This is a genomic window from Cupriavidus sp. OV096 (genome assembly GCF_900115455.1).
GTDB lineage: Bacteria > Pseudomonadota > Gammaproteobacteria > Burkholderiales > Burkholderiaceae > Cupriavidus.
The window spans coordinates 88,690-104,931 of sequence record NZ_FOWM01000001.1; the positions used below are offsets into that span (position 1 = coordinate 88,690).

19 protein-coding genes and 1 tRNA gene are annotated in these 16,242 nt (G+C 63.0%); 8 read left to right on the plus strand and 12 right to left on the minus strand.

Annotation, left to right across the window (positions count from 1 at the left end):
• Nucleotides 1–28: 28 nt before the first annotated feature.
• Nucleotides 29–1,258, minus strand: a complete 1,230-nt coding sequence (locus BM115_RS00350; protein ID WP_092289436.1) for a pyridoxal phosphate-dependent aminotransferase — start codon at nucleotides 1,256–1,258, stop codon at nucleotides 29–31.
• 244 nt (nucleotides 1,259–1,502) lie between these two features.
• Between BM115_RS00350 and BM115_RS00355 the strand changes: the two genes are divergently transcribed.
• The 5 genes from BM115_RS00355 to BM115_RS00375 all read left to right on the plus strand — a co-directional run bounded on the left by BM115_RS00355 (nucleotide 1,503) and on the right by BM115_RS00375 (nucleotide 5,896).
• Nucleotides 1,503–1,889: an Mth938-like domain-containing protein gene (locus tag BM115_RS00355; protein ID WP_092289438.1), complete on the plus strand. Its 387-nt coding sequence runs from the start codon at nucleotides 1,503–1,505 to the stop codon at nucleotides 1,887–1,889.
• A gap of 177 nt (nucleotides 1,890–2,066) precedes the next feature.
• A complete protein-coding gene (locus BM115_RS00360; RefSeq protein WP_092289440.1) occupies nucleotides 2,067–2,528 on the plus strand; it encodes a peroxiredoxin in 462 nt (153 codons plus the stop codon).
• A gap of 276 nt (nucleotides 2,529–2,804) precedes the next feature.
• The gene (locus BM115_RS00365; protein WP_092289442.1) at nucleotides 2,805–4,520 is read left to right on the plus strand and encodes a PhoH family protein; all 1,716 of its coding nucleotides are present in this window, start codon (nucleotides 2,805–2,807) and stop codon (nucleotides 4,518–4,520) included.
• Nucleotides 4,521–4,694: 174 nt separating this feature from the next.
• Nucleotides 4,695–5,177: a hypothetical protein gene (locus tag BM115_RS00370; protein ID WP_092290797.1), complete on the plus strand. Its 483-nt coding sequence runs from the start codon at nucleotides 4,695–4,697 to the stop codon at nucleotides 5,175–5,177.
• Nucleotides 5,178–5,248: 71 nt separating this feature from the next.
• Nucleotides 5,249–5,896 carry a C40 family peptidase gene (locus BM115_RS00375; protein WP_092289444.1) on the plus strand — a complete coding sequence of 216 codons (648 nt, stop codon included), beginning with the start codon at nucleotides 5,249–5,251 and terminating at the stop codon, nucleotides 5,894–5,896.
• 68 nt (nucleotides 5,897–5,964) lie between these two features.
• Here BM115_RS00375 and BM115_RS00380 read toward each other — a convergent pair whose 3' ends face one another.
• The 8 genes from BM115_RS00380 to BM115_RS00415 all read right to left on the minus strand — a co-directional run bounded on the left by BM115_RS00380 (nucleotide 5,965) and on the right by BM115_RS00415 (nucleotide 11,983).
• The gene (locus BM115_RS00380; protein WP_092289446.1) at nucleotides 5,965–6,975 is read right to left on the minus strand and encodes an inorganic phosphate transporter; all 1,011 of its coding nucleotides are present in this window, start codon (nucleotides 6,973–6,975) and stop codon (nucleotides 5,965–5,967) included.
• A gap of 13 nt (nucleotides 6,976–6,988) precedes the next feature.
• Nucleotides 6,989–7,615 carry a DUF47 domain-containing protein gene (locus BM115_RS00385; protein ID WP_092289447.1) on the minus strand — a complete coding sequence of 209 codons (627 nt, stop codon included), beginning with the start codon at nucleotides 7,613–7,615 and terminating at the stop codon, nucleotides 6,989–6,991.
• Between the two features lie 159 nt (nucleotides 7,616–7,774).
• The gene (locus tag BM115_RS00390) at nucleotides 7,775–9,166 is read right to left on the minus strand and encodes a replicative DNA helicase (RefSeq protein WP_092289449.1); all 1,392 of its coding nucleotides are present in this window, start codon (nucleotides 9,164–9,166) and stop codon (nucleotides 7,775–7,777) included.
• A gap of 129 nt (nucleotides 9,167–9,295) precedes the next feature.
• Nucleotides 9,296–9,748 (minus strand): 50S ribosomal protein L9, encoded by a 453-nt coding sequence (rplI, locus tag BM115_RS00395; protein ID WP_092289451.1) that lies wholly within the window; start codon nucleotides 9,746–9,748, stop codon nucleotides 9,296–9,298.
• 30 nt (nucleotides 9,749–9,778) lie between these two features.
• Nucleotides 9,779–10,057: a 30S ribosomal protein S18 gene (gene rpsR / locus BM115_RS00400; RefSeq protein ID WP_006163606.1), complete on the minus strand. Its 279-nt coding sequence runs from the start codon at nucleotides 10,055–10,057 to the stop codon at nucleotides 9,779–9,781.
• A gap of 3 nt (nucleotides 10,058–10,060) precedes the next feature.
• Nucleotides 10,061–10,360, minus strand: a complete 300-nt coding sequence (gene priB / locus BM115_RS00405) for a primosomal replication protein N (protein ID WP_092289453.1) — start codon at nucleotides 10,358–10,360, stop codon at nucleotides 10,061–10,063.
• A gap of 77 nt (nucleotides 10,361–10,437) precedes the next feature.
• Entirely contained in the window at nucleotides 10,438–10,812 is a 375-nt protein-coding gene (gene rpsF / locus BM115_RS00410; protein ID WP_019448365.1) for a 30S ribosomal protein S6, read from the minus strand.
• Between the two features lie 127 nt (nucleotides 10,813–10,939).
• Entirely contained in the window at nucleotides 10,940–11,983 is a 1,044-nt protein-coding gene (locus BM115_RS00415; protein WP_369823371.1) for an asparaginase, read from the minus strand.
• Nucleotides 11,984–12,174: 191 nt separating this feature from the next.
• On the opposite strand from BM115_RS00415, the gene lexA reads away from it, so the two are divergent.
• Both lexA and BM115_RS27220 read left to right on the plus strand, forming a co-directional pair.
• Nucleotides 12,175–12,831, plus strand: a complete 657-nt coding sequence (gene lexA, locus BM115_RS00420) for a transcriptional repressor LexA (protein ID WP_092289457.1) — start codon at nucleotides 12,175–12,177, stop codon at nucleotides 12,829–12,831.
• Between the two features lie 120 nt (nucleotides 12,832–12,951).
• Nucleotides 12,952–13,125, plus strand: coding sequence for a hypothetical protein (locus BM115_RS27220; protein ID WP_177219820.1), 174 nt, complete (start codon nucleotides 12,952–12,954; stop codon nucleotides 13,123–13,125).
• Between the two features lie 213 nt (nucleotides 13,126–13,338).
• Here BM115_RS27220 and BM115_RS00425 read toward each other — a convergent pair whose 3' ends face one another.
• Entirely contained in the window at nucleotides 13,339–14,076 is a 738-nt protein-coding gene (locus BM115_RS00425) for a hypothetical protein (RefSeq protein ID WP_092289459.1), read from the minus strand.
• Nucleotides 14,077–14,319: 243 nt separating this feature from the next.
• On the opposite strand from BM115_RS00425, the gene BM115_RS00430 reads away from it, so the two are divergent.
• Nucleotides 14,320–15,444, plus strand: a complete 1,125-nt coding sequence (locus BM115_RS00430; protein WP_092289461.1) for a hypothetical protein — start codon at nucleotides 14,320–14,322, stop codon at nucleotides 15,442–15,444.
• Between the two features lie 67 nt (nucleotides 15,445–15,511).
• Here the strand turns inward: BM115_RS00430 and BM115_RS00435 are convergent.
• Both BM115_RS00435 and BM115_RS00440 read right to left on the minus strand, forming a co-directional pair.
• Nucleotides 15,512–15,587, minus strand: a tRNA-His gene (locus BM115_RS00435).
• 135 nt (nucleotides 15,588–15,722) lie between these two features.
• Nucleotides 15,723–15,986, minus strand: a complete 264-nt coding sequence (locus tag BM115_RS00440; RefSeq protein WP_369823365.1) for a hypothetical protein — start codon at nucleotides 15,984–15,986, stop codon at nucleotides 15,723–15,725.
• Nucleotides 15,987–16,242: the final 256 nt, after the last annotated feature.

The following is a 16,242-nucleotide window of genomic DNA, read 5'->3' on the forward strand; positions in this document are numbered from 1 at the left end:
GCGGGATGAACGGGGGCGCCGCGGCGGCTCAGGCCGTGCCGTGACGTTTTCGATAGGTTTCGAGGAAGCGGCCGACGCGCGTCACGGCCTCGCGCAGGTCTTCCTCGTGCGGCAGGAACACGATCCGGAAGTGATCCGGCGCGCCCCAGTTGAAGCCGGTGCCCTGCACCAGCAGCACCTTCGATTCCTGCAGCAGTTCGTAGATGAATTCCTGGTCGTCCTGGATCGGGTACATCGACAGGTCGAGCTTGGGGAACAGGTACAGCGCGGCCTTGGGCTTGACGCAGCTCACACCGGGGATCTGGGTGATCAGCTCATAGGCCAGGTCGCGCTGGCGGCGCAGCCGGCCGCCCTCGCCCACCAGGTCGTTGATGCTCTGGTAGCCGCCCAGCGCGGTCTGGATGGCCCACTGGGCCGGCACGTTGGCGCACAGCCGCATCGAGGACAGCATGTTCAGGCCCTCGATATAGTCCAGCGCCGGGCGCTTGTCGCCCGACACCACCATCCAGCCAGCGCGGTAGCCGCACGAGCGGTAGTTCTTCGACAGGCCGTTGAAGGTCACTGTCAGCACGTCCGTGGACAGCGCGGCGATCGAGGTGTGCGAATGGCCGTCGTACAGCACCTTGTCGTAGATCTCGTCGGCAAAGATGATCAGGCCGTGCTCGCGCGCGATGGCCACGATCTCCTGCAGCAATTCGTCCGAGTACAGCGCCCCAGTGGGGTTGTTCGGGTTGATGACGACGATCGCCTTGGTGTTCGGGGTGATCTTCTTGCGGATGTCGTCGAGGTCCGGCATCCAGTCGTCGGCCTCGTCGCAGATATAGTGCACCGGAGTGCCGCCGGACAGGCTCACGGCGGCGGTCCACAGCGGGTAGTCCGGCGCCGGCACCAACACCTCGTCGCCGCTGTTGAGCAGCGCGTTCATCGACATCACGATCAGCTCGGAGGCGCCGTTGCCCACGTAGATGTCGTCCAGCCCCACGCCCTGGATCTTCTTCTCCTGGGTGTAGTGCATGATGGCCTTGCGCGCCGCGAAGATGCCCTTGGAGTCCGAGTAACCTGCCGAATTGGGCAGGTTGCGCATCATGTCCTGCTGGATCTCCTCCGGGGCATCGAAACCGAACACGGCCAGGTTGCCGATGTTCAGCTTGATGATCTTGTGCCCTTCCTCCTCCATCTGCCGGGCCTTTTCCAGCACCGGGCCGCGGATGTCATAGCAAACGTTCTGGAGCTTGTTCGATTTCTGGATGGGTTTCACGGCGGTGTTGGCGATGTCAGGGCAGGCTGCCGGTCTCCGTGGCAGCGGATTTTCGGAATCTTCTGGAATGTCCTGGCAAGTCTGGGCGGACGGCGGCGCATCCGCGGTGATGTGCCCGGCGCGTGGCAGACAGGGAGGCAAAAGCTATAATTTATCGGATTATGACAGACTTCGGCATGGATTCTTGCATTGCAGCGACGCTTTCCCGCGCCGGGCGCACGATCCTGCCACCGCGAGCCCCCTCTTGAAACTCCACGCTGACAAACCCCACAATCTCAATACCGTGACCAGCTACGGCCCCGGGTATATCGAAATCAACCTGGTCCGCCACAACCAGTCCGTGCTCGTCATGCCGGAAGGCCCGGTCGAGCCGTGGCCGGTTGCCCGTTTCGAGGACCTGGAACCCGCCCATTTCGACGTCCTGCTCGATAAACAGGCAGAAGTCGTCCTGCTGGGTACCGGCAACAAGCTGCGTTTTCCCCACCCGCGCCTGACCGCCGCGCTGGCTCGCCGCCATATCGGCGTGGACGCCATGGATCTCCAGGCCGCATGCCGCACCTACAATATCCTGATGGCCGAGGGCCGCAAGGTGGCGGCGATCCTGCTGGTGGAGCCGATCGACGAAGCTTGAGCGGCGGGCCCCCTGGTGCGAATATCGGCTGGCAACCTGCCGAGGTTGAGCACACGCCACGCTTGAAGTCTGGCCGACTGCCCCAAACTGCACCCGCCATGGCACAAGCCCGGATCCCCCCACAACAAACGGGCCGCCATCACCGATGATGCACCGCCATCCAGGAGAGCCACCAGCATGACAGTCAGTCTCAACCAGGCCGTTCCGGACTTCCGCGCCCCCGCTACCGGCGGGGAGTTCCATCTTGCCGGCCAGCGCGGCAAGACCGTGGTCCTGTACTTCTACCCGAAGGACAACACGCCGGGCTGCACCACCGAAGCGATGAACTTCCGCGACCAGTACGCCGAGGTCGAGGCGGCCGGCGCCGTGGTGTTCGGCATCTCGCGCGACAGCATGAAGTCTCACGAGAACTTCAAGGCCAAGCTTGAGCTGCCCTTCGCGCTGATCTCGGACGCCGACGAGGCGCTCTGCAGCCTGTTCGATGTCATCAAGATGAAAAAGATGTATGGCAAGGAAGTGCGCGGGATCGAGCGCAGCACTTTCATCCTCGACGGCAAGGGCATCCTGCGGCACGAGATGCGCGGCATCAAGGTGCCGAACCACGTGGACGAAGTCCTCGAACTCATCCGCAAGATCTAGTCCGCCAGGCGCCACTGCCACGGGCGCAACACCGCGCAACACTCCGTCCGCAGGGTCATTGCCAAACCGAAAACGTTCGGATACATTGGCCCGTAATGCGTTCAGATCCCAGTTGCCACGCTGTTGTACCGTTCCGGCCCAGGAGAGAAAGTCCCCGGGCTGGTAGCGGACCTGCCGTGTCCGGGGTCCGCGAAGAAGCCGCCACACCTGTTCATCAGGCATGGCGGCTTTTTTGTTTGCCTGCCCTTTTCCGCCCCCCTGAAAGGATGTCCAAGCATGCCGCTGCCTACCATGCCCGCCAAGCCTGCCCAATTGCTGGACCCGAGCGAATTCGCACCGGTCTCACTGCCCAAGGCCAAAGCCGCGCAGGGTAAGAAACCTGTGCCGACGCTCGAGCGCGAGGCATTGCTCGATTCAGGCCCGACCGGTGACACGGGCGACCTCCAGGCGCCCGCCACGCGCGGCCGCGCCGGCAGCCCCACGCGCGCCCGCACCCCGGACGCCCCGGCGCCAGCCACGACCGCCCCGTCCGCGCCGGCCGTGAGCCTGGTCAAGCCGGCGGCCGGCCCCACGCGCCGCGCCCGCAAGGCCGAGGGGCCCAGCAAGCTGTTCGTGCTGGACACCAACGTGCTAATGCACGACCCGAGCTCGCTGTTCCGCTTCGAAGAGCACGACATCTATCTGCCGATGATGACGCTCGAGGAGCTGGACAACCACAAGAAGGGCATGAGCGAAGTCGCTCGCAACGCGCGGATGGTCAGCCGCACGCTCGACTCGCTGGTCGGCGCCACCGACGGCGTGCTCGACGACGGCCTGCCGCTGGCCACGCTCGGCAACCGCGATGCGCAGGGCAAGCTGTTCTTCCAGACCCGCCTGAACGAGATCAAGCTGCCCGAAGGCCTGCCGCAGGGCAAGGCCGACAACCAGATTCTGGGCGTGGTCAGTGCGCTCCAGCAGCAGTTCCCGGAGCGCCAGGTCGTGCTGGTGTCGAAAGACATCAACATGCGCATCAAGGCGCGTGCGCTGGGGCTGCCGGCCGAGGACTACTTCAACGACCAGGTCCTGGAAGACAAGGACCTGCTCTACGCGGGCGTGATGCAGTTGCCCAACGACTTCTGGGCCAAGCACGGCAAGGGCGTGGAAAGCTGGCAGGACCCGAAGTCCGGCGCCATGTTCTATCGCCTGACCGGGCCGCTGGTGCCGTCGTTCCTGGTCAACCAGTTCGTCTACCTGGAGCCGATGGACGGCAGCCTGCCGCTGTACGCGCAGGTCAAGGAAATCAACGGCAAGACCGCCCTGCTCCAGACCCTGAAGGACTACACCCACAACAAGAACAACGTGTGGAGCGTGGTGGCCCGCAATCGCGAGCAGAACTTCGCGCTGAACCTGCTGATGAGCCCGGACATCGACTTCGTCACGCTGCTGGGCCAGGCCGGTACCGGCAAGACGCTGCTGGCGCTGGCGTCCGGCCTGGAGCAGGTGCTGGACCAGAAGCTCTACAACGAGATCATCGTCACCCGCGCCACCGTGCCCGTGGGCGAGGACATCGGCTTCCTGCCGGGTACCGAGGAAGAGAAGATGCAGCCCTGGATGGGCGCGTTCGACGACAACCTCGAAGTCCTGCAGAAGAGCGATGACAGCGCCGGTGACTGGGGCCGAGCGGCCACGCAGGAGCTGATCCGCTCGCGCATCAAGGTCAAGAGCATGAATTTCATGCGCGGCCGCACGTTCGTGAACAAGTTCGTCATCATCGACGAGGCCCAGAACCTGACGCCGAAGCAGATGAAGACGCTGGTCACGCGGGCCGGCCCCGGTACCAAGATCGTCTGCCTGGGCAATATCGCGCAGATCGACACGCCGTACCTGACCGAGGGCTCGTCGGGCCTGACCTATGTGGTAGACCGCTTCAAGGGCTGGAGCCACAGCGGCCACGTCACGCTGGCGCGCGGCGAACGCTCGCGCCTGGCCGACCACGCGGCGGACGTTCTTTAAGTACCGCCCGCCCGGCATTGTCCGCCGGGCGGCGTTCGTCTCCCTTTTACCCGGATCCGGGCGTCCGCGTGGATGCCCGCCCATGTCGTCACGTCGCGTCGGGCTTTGGCTGACAGCCAAAGCGCGGCAGTGGCGCTATGATCGTCCGGTGTTCATGTCGATATGGAGGCGTCGATGGACAAGCCACAATCGTTCAATCCCTACCTGTCCGGCAATCCACGGACCCTGTTTTCCCGCCATTCGCGCACCACGCGGCGGCGCCGCATCCTGGCGGCCACGCTGATCGGCACGTCGCTGGTCGTCGCCGCCACCTGGCGTCCGGCCCGGGCGGCCGAGGAAATGGTCATCCGCACGATGGGCCCCGTCAGCTATGTCTGCGGCGGCGTGGCGGAGGATGAGCGCGCCAAACTGACCGAGCAGGAGAAGAACTTCAACATGGGCATCCTGTTCACACAGGGCCCGAATGGCGAATTTTTGTCGGAAGTTGACGTCAATCTGACACGCGACGGCCAGCCGGTGGCCAATTTCAAGGCTGGCGGCCCCCGCTGCCTCATACGTGCGCCCGAAGGCAGCTACAATATCGAAGCGACCTATAAGGGTCAGGCCAAGTCCATGAAGATCAGCACCGGCACGCGCAACGCCCAGCTTCGCTGGTGATGCATTAACAATGCGCTAACCGCGCTGCACCGCGGACGGACGCGTGACCCGGCAACCGAACAAAAAGAAGGATGCCGCAGCGCCCGCTTCGCCTTTTCTCTCTCAATGCCTCCCGCACCGCCGCCCTCGCGGTGAGTGCCGCCGCGCTGCTACTGGCCGCCTGCGCCGGCGGGCCGCCGCCCCGGCAGGGTTCGTCCGTGCCCCGGGCACCCGGCAAACCGATGATCGACCCGAGCGCCGGACTTGAGGAAATCTCGATCCAGGCGATGTCGCTGGTCGGCACCCCCTACCGCTACGGCGGCAACACCCCCGATTCCGGTTTCGATTGCAGCGGCCTGGTTCGCTACGTGGTGCAGCGCGCCGCCAACGTGAACCTGCCCCGCACGACCGAGCAGATGGGCCAGCGCGGTTCGTCGCTGGACCGCAGCCAGGTGGCCTCCGGCGACCTCGTGTTCTTCAACACCACGGGACGCGCCAATTCCCACGTAGGCATCTATGTCGGCCAGAACCGCTTCGTCCATGCGCCCGCCACCGGTGGCACGGTGCGGCTCGAGGACATGGGCAAGTCTTATTGGGCCTCCCGCTACAACGGCGCCCGCCGCGTGGTGGCAGCTAGTAATTTGCCGATGACGCCGGCGCCCGCCCCAGAAGCCCCCCCGCCCGCCCCTGCGCCCACCCAGGAAGACGACGACCCCATCGCCGCCTTCGCCCGGCAATAGTCGTCTAGTAAAAGGCCTAAAAAAAAGCCAGGCGCGATGCCTGGCTTTCTTGTTTCTGCACGATCCCGTCAGAGGATCTGCCGGCCAATCCACCATGCGATGGCGGCCATGAACGCCGACGCCGGAATGGTCAGCACCCACGCCCAGACGATGTTGCCCGCCACGCCCCAGCGCACGGCGGACATTTTCTGCGCCGAACCCACGCCAACGATGGCGCCGGTAATCGTGTGCGTGGTCGACACTGGCACGCCAAGCGCCGAGGCGATGAACAGCGTAATCGCCCCGCCCGTCTCAGCACAGAAACCGCCAACCGGCTTCAGCTTGGTGATCTTCTGGCCCATGGTGCGGACAATACGCCAGCCGCCGAACAGCGTGCCCATGCCGATGGCCACGTAGCAGCTCACGATCACCCAGGTCGGCGGGCCCGAGGCCCCCGTGGCGATATGGCCGCTCGCGATCAGCAGCATCCAGATAATGCCGATGGTCTTCTGCGCGTCATTGCCGCCGTGGCCGAGGCTATAGAGCGACGCCGACACCAGTTGCAGACGGCGGAACCAGCGGTCCACGCGCGACGGCGGCGTGCGGAAGAACGTCCAGCCCACCACCACCATCATTATCGATCCCAGCACGAAGCCGAGCAGCGGCGAAATCAGGATGAAGGCCACGGTCTTGATCAGGCCGTTACCAACCAGCGCGCCGGTGCCGGCCTTGGCCACCGCTGCGCCGACCAGTCCGCCGATCAGCGCGTGCGACGACGACGACGGAATCCCGTAGAACCACGTGATGACGTTCCACGCGATGGCGCCGACCAGCGCGCCGAAGATAACGTAGTGATCGACGATGTTGACGTCAATCGTGCCCGTGCCGACGGTGGCGGCCACCTTCAGGTGGAACACGAAGATCGCGACCACGTTGCACATGGCGGCCATCGCCACGGCATGGTGCGGCTTCAGCACACCCGTGGACACCACCGTGGCGATCGAGTTGGCCGCATCGTGGAAGCCGTTCATGAAGTCGAACAGCAACGCGAGCACGACCAGCAGGCCGATCACCCACAAGCTCATTTGAATGGTTTGCATGCGAGTGCGCGCCTCAGGCGTTTTCCAGGACGATGCCTTCGATGATGTTGGCCACGTCCTCGCACTTGTCGGTAATGGTCTCCAACTGCTCGTAAATCGCCTTCAACTTGATCAGGCGCTTCACGTCGGTCTCTTCCCGGAACAGCTTCGACATGGCCGAGCGCATCACGCGGTCTGCCTCGGACTCGAGCTGGTCGATCTGCTGTGCGGTCTTCAGGATCGTGCTGGCATTACCCATGTCTTCGAGCAGCCCCACGGCAATCTTCACCTGATCGCAGCACTGCACGCAGATGGTGGCCAGGCGGCGGGCTTCGTCCGTCAGGCTGGTCACGTCGTAGAGCGAGATCGTCTCGGCCACGTCTTCCATCAGGTCCAGGATGTCGTCCATGGTCGTGATGAGCTTGTGGATCTCGTCGCGGTCCAGCGGCGTGATGAAGGTCTTGTGCAGCAGGTCGATCGTGTCGTGCGTGATGCGGTCAGCCTTCTTCTCGGTGGCCTGCACGCGCCGGGCATGGGCTTCAGCGTTGGGCAGGTCGTTGACGAGGGCTTCCAGCTCGTGGGCGGCGGTCACCGCGCAATCGGCGTGCTGGTTGAAGTATTCGAAGAACTTGCCCTCGGTGGGCATGAATCGGCCGAACATGAAATGTCCTTGTGGCGCGCGCGCTGGCGCGTCAGGTTGTGTTGCAAAGGGGAGCCCGGCACACGCCGGCGCAGATTGCACGACAGCCGCGCTGGGCAGCTGTCATCAAAGCGCAATATTTTACAGGGTTACGGCCCGCTCAGGGGTTGCCGTGTGGGATCAGGTGTCGTTGTCAAAGAACGCCGGCCCACCGCTGAAGTTGTCGAACTTCGTGAATTGACCCAGGAACGTGAGCCGAACGGTGCCGATCGGGCCGTTACGCTGCTTACCGATGATGATTTCCGATGTCCCTTTGTCCTGCGAGTCCGGGTTGTAGACTTCGTCGCGATAAATGAACAGGATCACATCGGCATCCTGTTCGATGGCGCCCGATTCACGCAGATCGGACATCACCGGACGCTTGTTCGGACGCTGTTCCAGGCTTCGGTTCAGCTGCGACAGCGCGATCACCGGGCAGTTGAGTTCCTTGGCGAGCCCCTTCAGCGACCGGGAGATCTCCGAAATCTCGGTCGCGCGGTTCTCGCCGCTGCCCGAGCCGGACATCAGCTGGAGGTAATCGATGATGATCAGGCCAAGCTGCCCGCACTGGCGCGCGAGGCGGCGCGAACGCGCGCGCAGCTCCATCGGGTTCAGTGCTGGCGTTTCGTCGATAAACAATTGTGCGTCGTTCATGCGCTGGATGGCATGGGTTAGACGCGGCCAGTCCTCGTCCAGTAGGCGGCCGGTACGCAACCGGTGCTGGTCGAGCCGGCCCACCGAGCCCAACATACGCATGGCCAGCTGCACACCGGCCATTTCCATCGAGAACACAGCCACGGGCAGACCCTGCTCCACGGCCACATGTTCGCCGATGTTCAGCGAAAATGCCGTCTTACCCATCGACGGACGGCCTGCCACGATGATCAGGTCGCCGGCCTGCATGCCGCTGGTCATCTTGTCCAGGTCGATAAAGCCAGTGGGCACGCCGGTCACGTCGGTGGCGGAATCACGGTGATACAGCTCGTCGATCCGCTCCACCACCTGCGTCAGCAGCGGCTGGATTTCCTGGAAGCCCTTCTGCCCCCGCGAGCCCTCTTCGGCAATCGCAAAAACCTTGGATTCTGCTTCATCAAGCAGCTCACGGACCTCGCGGCCCTTCGGCGCAAAGGCGGCCGAGGCAATGTCGTCCGCCACGGTGACCAGCTTGCGCAGCACCGAGCGCTCGCGCACGATTTCCGCATAGCGGCGGATATTGGCCGCGCTCGGCGTGTTCTGCGCCAGGGAGTTCAGGTAGGCCAGCCCACCCACCTCCTCGGCCTTGCCGGCCACCTGGAGCATTTCATACACCGTGATCACGTCCGCCGGCTTGGTGGCGGAGATCAGGCGGGCAATGCTCTGGAAGATGAGGCGGTGATCGAAGCGGTAGAAGTCCGATTCGGAGAGGAAGTCGGCAATACGGTCCCAGGCGGCGTTATCCAGCAGCAGACCGCCGAGTACCGATTGCTCGGCCTCGATGGAGTGCGGGGGAACCTTGAGACTGTCTAGTTGGGGATCGGCGGCAGGCGCATTCATGGGGTGGGATTATAGCGGCGCCGGACCCGGCCCAAGGGCGCGGCGGCAATAAAAAAGGCAGGAGCGCAGCTCCTGCCTTCTTGTGCATCGGACGCACCGGCCGGGGCCGGCGCATCGATACGGTGCTGCTTAGACGTGCTCGCCCAGGACGGACACGGTCACGTCCACCACCACGTCGGTGTGCAGCGCAACGTTGACCGGGTGGTCGCCAACGATCTTCAGCGGGCCGTTCGGCAGACGCACTTGGGCCTTCTCGACCTTGAAGCCTTGGGTTTCCAGGGCTTCGGCGATGTCGGCGTTGGTCACCGAACCGAACAGTCGGCCGTCCACACCCGACTTCTGGGTGATCTGGACGGTCAGGCCGTTCAGCTTCTCGCCTTCGCCTTGAGCGGCGGCCAGCTTAGCGGCAGCGGCCTTTTCCAGCTCGGCGCGCTTCACTTCGAACTCGGCGATCGCGGTTTGCGTGGCGCGACGTGCCTTCTTCGACGGGATCAGGAAGTTACGAGCGTAACCGTCCTTCACGCGAACGATGTCGCCCAGGTTGCCCAGGTTGATGACTTTTTCCAGCAGAATGACTTGCATCGTGTATTTCTCCTTGCGGTCCTGGGACTATCAGTTCTTGTGCAGGTCGGTGTACGGCATCAGCGCCAGGAAGCGGGCGCGCTTGATGGCCGTATCCAGCTGACGCTGATAGTGAGCCTTGGTACCGGTCAGACGAGCCGGCGTGATCTTGCCGTTATCGCCGATGAAGTCCTTCAGGGTGTCCAGATCCTTGTAGTCGATCTGTTCCACGCCAGCCACGGTGAAGCGGCAGAAGCGCTTGCGCTTGAACAGCGGGTTCTGTTGCTGGAAGCGCTTCTTGTTCTTGTTGTCACGTTTGACGAATGCCATGATTCAATCCTTTACGAATGCTTTACATCCAGTGATGTGAAAGACGAGTGCCTTGCTGTTGCGGTGCCTGCGGGTGAGGAATCCTTCGCAGTCGAGCAGCGTGCCGAGCGGTAACCGCTCCAGACGCTGGCCGACGGGACCGATCCCCATCGCCGCGATGGCGAATTCCACCTGCCGGGGCGTTTCCGCCTCCATGACCTCGCCGGCATGCTGCAGGATGCAGTTGACGACGGGCACACCGGCCGGGGTGTAGCGCAGCGCATCGCGCTCCGCGAGGGTGGCGGTCAGCCTTAACTGGTTCACCGCTGTGCTCCCCCGCTCTCGCTACCTGGCCTGCCGTGGCGGATTTCGCCTGCCACGACCGGCACCGCAGACTGCATTCAGGCAGCCTGGCCTTCCGTGGTCGTTTGCGCGGCCTTGCGGGCTTCTTCGCGCTGCACTTCCTTCATCATCGGCGAAGGAGCGGTCTCGGCCTTCTTGGTCTGCACGATCAGGTGACGCAGCACGGCGTCATTGAACTTGAAGGCGTGCTCGAGTTCGGCCAGGGTTTCCTTGCCGCATTCGATGTTCAGGCAAACGTAGTGAGCCTTGGCCAGCTTCTGGATCATGTAGGCCATCTGACGGCGGCCCCAGTCTTCCACGCGGTGAACCTGGCCGTTTTGCGACGTGACGAGCTGCTTGTAACGCTCGATCATCGCCGGCACTTGTTCGCTTTGGTCCGGATGGACGATAAATACGATTTCGTAATGACGCATTGACGCTCCTTTTGGATGTAGCCACCCGGGCGCCATGTCCGGTGTAGCAAGGTTGAATAGCCCGCGAGTATAGCCCGGTTCCGAGCCAGCACGCAAGCCGGCATCCCGGCAGGACGCTGGGAATCTCTCAGTATTGTCGGAAAACAGCCTGCAGGCGAGCCGGATCGGTGCCAAGCGACGCATCCGCCGCCAGCGCCACCAGCAGCAGCACGCGCGCCTTGTACGGATTGAGATTGCCGGCGGAGGCGAATTCGCCCGAGGCCAGGCGCGGGCGTGCCGGCCCCGCCACATGGCCGGCGCCCGTGCGGGAGCTTCGCACCACGGCCACGCCTCGCGCAGCTGCATCGGCGAGCGCGTCGCCCAGCGTCTCATGAACCGAGCCATTGCCGGTGGCCGCCACCACGAACCCCTTTACGCCGGCCGAGACCATCGCATCCACGGCCACCCTGCCCGGCTGGGCATAGCTCGCCACGATTTCGACAAGTGGCCACGCCGTAGGCACGGGCAGCGCTGGCGCGTCGCCGGGGGCGAACGCGCGTCCAAAGCGCACGTAGGCATCCTGCACGAAACCAATTGGCCCGCCCGCCGGCGACGTGAACGCATTGACCGCCGAGGTATGGGCCTTGGCGACATCGCGGGCCGCATGAATTTCCTGGTTCAGGACCACGAGCACGCCCTGCCCGCGCGCATCCGGGCTTGCCGCCACGCGCACTGCGTCGAGCAAATTCAGCGGACCATCGGCCGAGAGCGACGTGGACGGGCGCATTGCCGCGGTCAGCACCACCGGCACCGCGCTCCGCTGCGTCAGGTGCAGGAACATCGCCGTTTCTTCAAGCGTGTCCGTGCCGTGGGTAATCACCACGCCCACCACATCGGGCTGCGCGACCCAATGCGCCACCCGCGCGGCAAGCGTCGCCCACAGGCTGAAGGCCATGTCCTTGCTGTCGATCTGGGCCACCTGCTCCGTCTCCACACGGGCCACCTCGCCCAGCGCAGGCACGGCCTGGATCAGCGACGAGACCGGCACGGTGGCCGCGCGGTACTGCGCACTGCTGGCGGGGCTGGCGGACGAGCCTGCGATGGTGCCGCCGGTGGCGAGCACGACGATGCGGGGCAATGACGTAGACATATAGCGAGAAAATCGAGCGAGTGAGCGGGTGGTGCAGGCGATTGTAACTGTGGCACGCCGAGGGCCGCCGCTCTCGCAAACCCGTGTCGCCGGGCGCACTGGAGTCCGCCTGGTGTCGCGCATGCCCCACATTGCCACTGCAAATTGTGCTTGCACTTCACTCGATACTGTATAAAATCACAGCATACTGTTTAAACATACAGTGCTTCGGCACCACGAGAGACCGGCGACCCATGGCGACCCTGACACCCCGGCAACAGCAGATCTTCGACCTGATCCGCAACACGATCCGGCACACCGGCATTCCGCCGACCCGTGCCGAGATCGCGTCCGAATTCGGTTTCTCCTCGCCCAACTCTGCCGAGGAACACCTGCGAGCGCTGGCCCGCAAGGGCGTGATCGAGCTGACGCCAGGCGCGTCGCGCGGCATCCGCCTCAAGGTGGCACGTAGCGATTCGGAGATGACGGACCAGTTCTCGCTGCCGATGGCCGGCGTGATGCAGCTGACGCTGCCGCTCGTGGGCCGCGTGGCCGCAGGCAGCCCGATCCTTGCCGCAGAGCACATCGACCGACAGTACCAGGTAGACGCCTCGGTATTTGATGATCGACCTGATTACCTGCTGCGCGTGCGGGGCCTGAGCATGCGCGATGCCGGCATCCTCGACGGCGACCTGCTCGCCGTCAGGAAAGCCAGCGAAGCCGCCAACGGCAAGATCGTCGTCGCGCGGATCGGCGACGATGTGACCGTCAAACGCCTGAAGCGGCGCGGCGACATGATCGAACTGATCGCCGAAAACCCGGATTTCGAGAATATCGTGGTGCAGGCCGGCCGCGAGGAATTTTCGCTGGAAGGCATCGCCGTCGGGCTAATCCGCTCCTCGGGCTTCTGACTTCCGAGACCGGACGGGCGGCCGCCTGTCCTGGTCCCCAGTTTTGCAGTGCCAACGCCGCCCCGTTCTCTCCGGACGACGGGCGTGGACTCCTGCTGTCGCAAACTTCGAGGTGCCGCCATGCTGCCAGTCAACCACACCGCTTCCCGCCGCCCGGTCAAGCCCGTGCCGTTCCGCCAAACCAAGGGCGTGCGCGTCTACCAGGGCGCCCAGCGTCGTACGATGGTCGGCAGCATGGCTGCAATCTGCCGGATGCTGGAACTTGCGGATATGCCCGACAAACTGGACGCATGAACCGCTAGCGGCGGATCCGCGTCGCCCAAATCATTGTAAATAGTGCAGTTGCGAGCCCACCACGTGAAATTAAGAGAACGTTTAATTCGTCGTGAGAGGTGCTTTACACTCGATGGCGCGCATCCGTAGTACTGGCGCATTGGCGCCGATGCGCGAAACCGGAACTTGTCGACCCCGCCGAGTGCCGGTTTTTTTTCGCCCTCCCCGGCTGGATCAGGTACCAGGATACATGCCAGTCATGTTCTTGCGCAGACGGTCCCACAGCATACGCACGCCCCGCACGGTCCCGCTCAGACCCGCCGAGTAGCCAGGGTCGTAGTAGTGAATCAGCAACGACCGGCGCTCGCCAACTTCCACATCAAGGTTGGCATGCTGGAGCACAAAGCCGTTGAAGACATAGACGCTGCCCGGCTCCACCGGCACGCGGTTGCAGCGGCCACGGCGCAGATCCCGTAGCGTCATCCATTTTCTGATGGGAAACGGCAGATTGCGCTGAATGCCATGACGAAGCTTGCAAAAAACATTGGCCACAGTGGATACCGCCAGCCGTGGCGGGTGATAAACCAGCAGATCACCGTTGCAAACGCCATCGGGGGCGAGCTTCAGCGGAATCAGCAGCGTCAGCAGATGCGAATCGTAGTGGCGGCAATGGCTCTCGTTGCGCGTAGACGTGCTGGCACAACGAATCACGTGGAACGCTTCCCAACGCAGCGACTTCTTCAGGAGCGTGGTGGCCATGGCCCGAGTCTCGGCGCACGCCGTCTCCTCGAGCTTGCGGAAGGCTTCATTGCGACGTAGTAACTCAGCCATTGCGAATGGCTCGGCACGCTCGGGCTGTTCGCCGAAGGATCGATCGATAGCCGCGTTAATGGCAGCCAAGGTCGGCATCGGAATCACACTGGAAAATGCCGCCAGTGCTACATCAGGGTTGAATCGAATTCGCTCCGCCACGGCATGACCTCGCGCTTCGTATAGGTGATTTGCCTAGATGATATGGATTAGACCATTTGGCCCGCCGTGAAGCGTAGCGAAAATCATTCTCGAAAACTTGTCACTATGTGGGCTGTCGCACATGATCCGGGAACAAAGCCCAGTGCATCCACGCCCCCGACGGTTTTCCGGCACATGGGCCGATCAACGATTATTCTTTGGGTGAAGGATCGACGGACACTGGCTGACGATATAAGGGACGCAATGAGGACAAGCCTGGCGGCATGGCTCCTGGTCATCGCCGCACTGATTTCGGGGCCGGGGGTTGCTGCTGAGTTCGGTAGCAAGGGTGGCCCCGAGCCCGCCAATATCGATCAGATTACCGACCTACTTCGCGAAGAGCCCTACGACCTGGAGCTACTGATCAGCTTTGGGACATCGAAGGGCGGATCGGCTGGCCATATCGCCCTGGGCGTCCGTGACGACACGCTCGGCGACGACATTGTCTACTCGGCAAATTTCTACGCCGACCGCACGCCCAAGCACGAGAATGATTTTTACACCGCCAATCTGATGGCGGGCATCCCAAAGAAGGAATATCTGTTCAAGACGGCCTCCTCCATCGCGGAAACGACGATGTTTGGCCTCGACTATGGCGAGATCTACAAGCGGTCGGTGATCGGTGTGCGGGTCTACGGCGTGCCCACGCAGGAAAAACAGTCGCTGGTCGATTACTTCCGCCGCATCAACGACGACTACCATCGGCGGGCAACGGACACCGAATATCACAGCGGTACAATCCAATACGATTATTTGCGCCTGAACTGCGCCAAGACCATCGGCGCCGCCTTCAAGTACGGCGCCGGCTACAAGGATTTGACGATAAAGAGCCCCAAAGTCCTATCCGGGCGACGCGTGGTGGCCGCCGCGACCGCGAATATTCCCACGGAGATGGCGATGAAGCTGATCAAGGAATGGGGCAAGCGCGGATACGGTATGGACGTAGTGCTGTACAAGAAGTACGGCAGCTCCACCTATGTGGAACCTCGCGAAGAGGAGAAGGTGGCATTCAAGGACCTGCCCAACCGCTTCCCCTCCGTCCTGTCGCTCGATTTCCGCAGGGAGCAAGGGGCCTATCGCGACTTCGACAATCTCTACGCCATGTACCTGTTCTACAACCTGGGCCGGTTCAGCGTGCGCGTGAATGAGCAGACGCGGTTGCTGGAGGTCGAGAAGGACAAGGAGCCGATGCCCTATCGACAAGCCGCGGAACTGGCCAAGGCCAGCGCCGAATCGGACAGCGAAAAATTTCGTCGCCACGCCGAAGCGCCGGACAACACCCATCTCTACTATTTCTCGGAGGGGAATCAGGACGGGAGTGCTCGCTGAGCGGGTAGCAACGGCGCGCAGAAAAGCAAACGGCCACTTGAGTAAGTGGCCGTTTTGTTAAGCAATTTGGGGTGGCTGATGGGACTCGAACCCACGACGACAGGAATCACAATCCTGGACTCTACCAACTGAGCTACAGCCACCGTAGAGGTTTTGCCAGCTTGCCGCTGACGCTTCCGCTAACCGGCGTTGCCGTTCAACGAAAAACAAGATTCTACAAGGATCTTCAGAGGATGGCTAGTATTCCGCACAAAAAATTTCAACCGGCCTCGCCTGCCTTATCGACTGCCATGCCACTTCGCTTCGAGCAGCACCGCCTCCTTGATTGCGGCAACAGTCTCGGCCTCGCTCGGGAACAAGCCGAGCAGTCGCCGGGACTTGCCATTGAGCACATCGCGCTGCAATGCTTTACCCGCTTCCACCGAGGTGCCGGCGTGCCAGCAGTACCGCGCAGTCCATTTGCCGTCCTGCAGACGCTCGGCCACCCAGATCAGGCGGAAGTCCTCGAAGACCTCGCCAAATGGCTCTTCCCCATCCACCATGTGCTATCCCCCAAGGCTCGCTTCCGATCCGTCGCGCCGGCCCATGCTCGTGCACGCGCTGCGACGCCGACTACCGGCCAGCCCACTTGCTTTTCCCCCACCGAAACCCTGGTTGCACAGGATTCACAGGCCACATGCCGACTGCCGCGGCATTGATGGCATCGTAACATGACGAAAACGCCGCTTACCTACTTTCAGAAATCCAGATGTCTATAGCGTGGGACATCGAACGCCGTTTCGCCAAGTCAAAATGTCT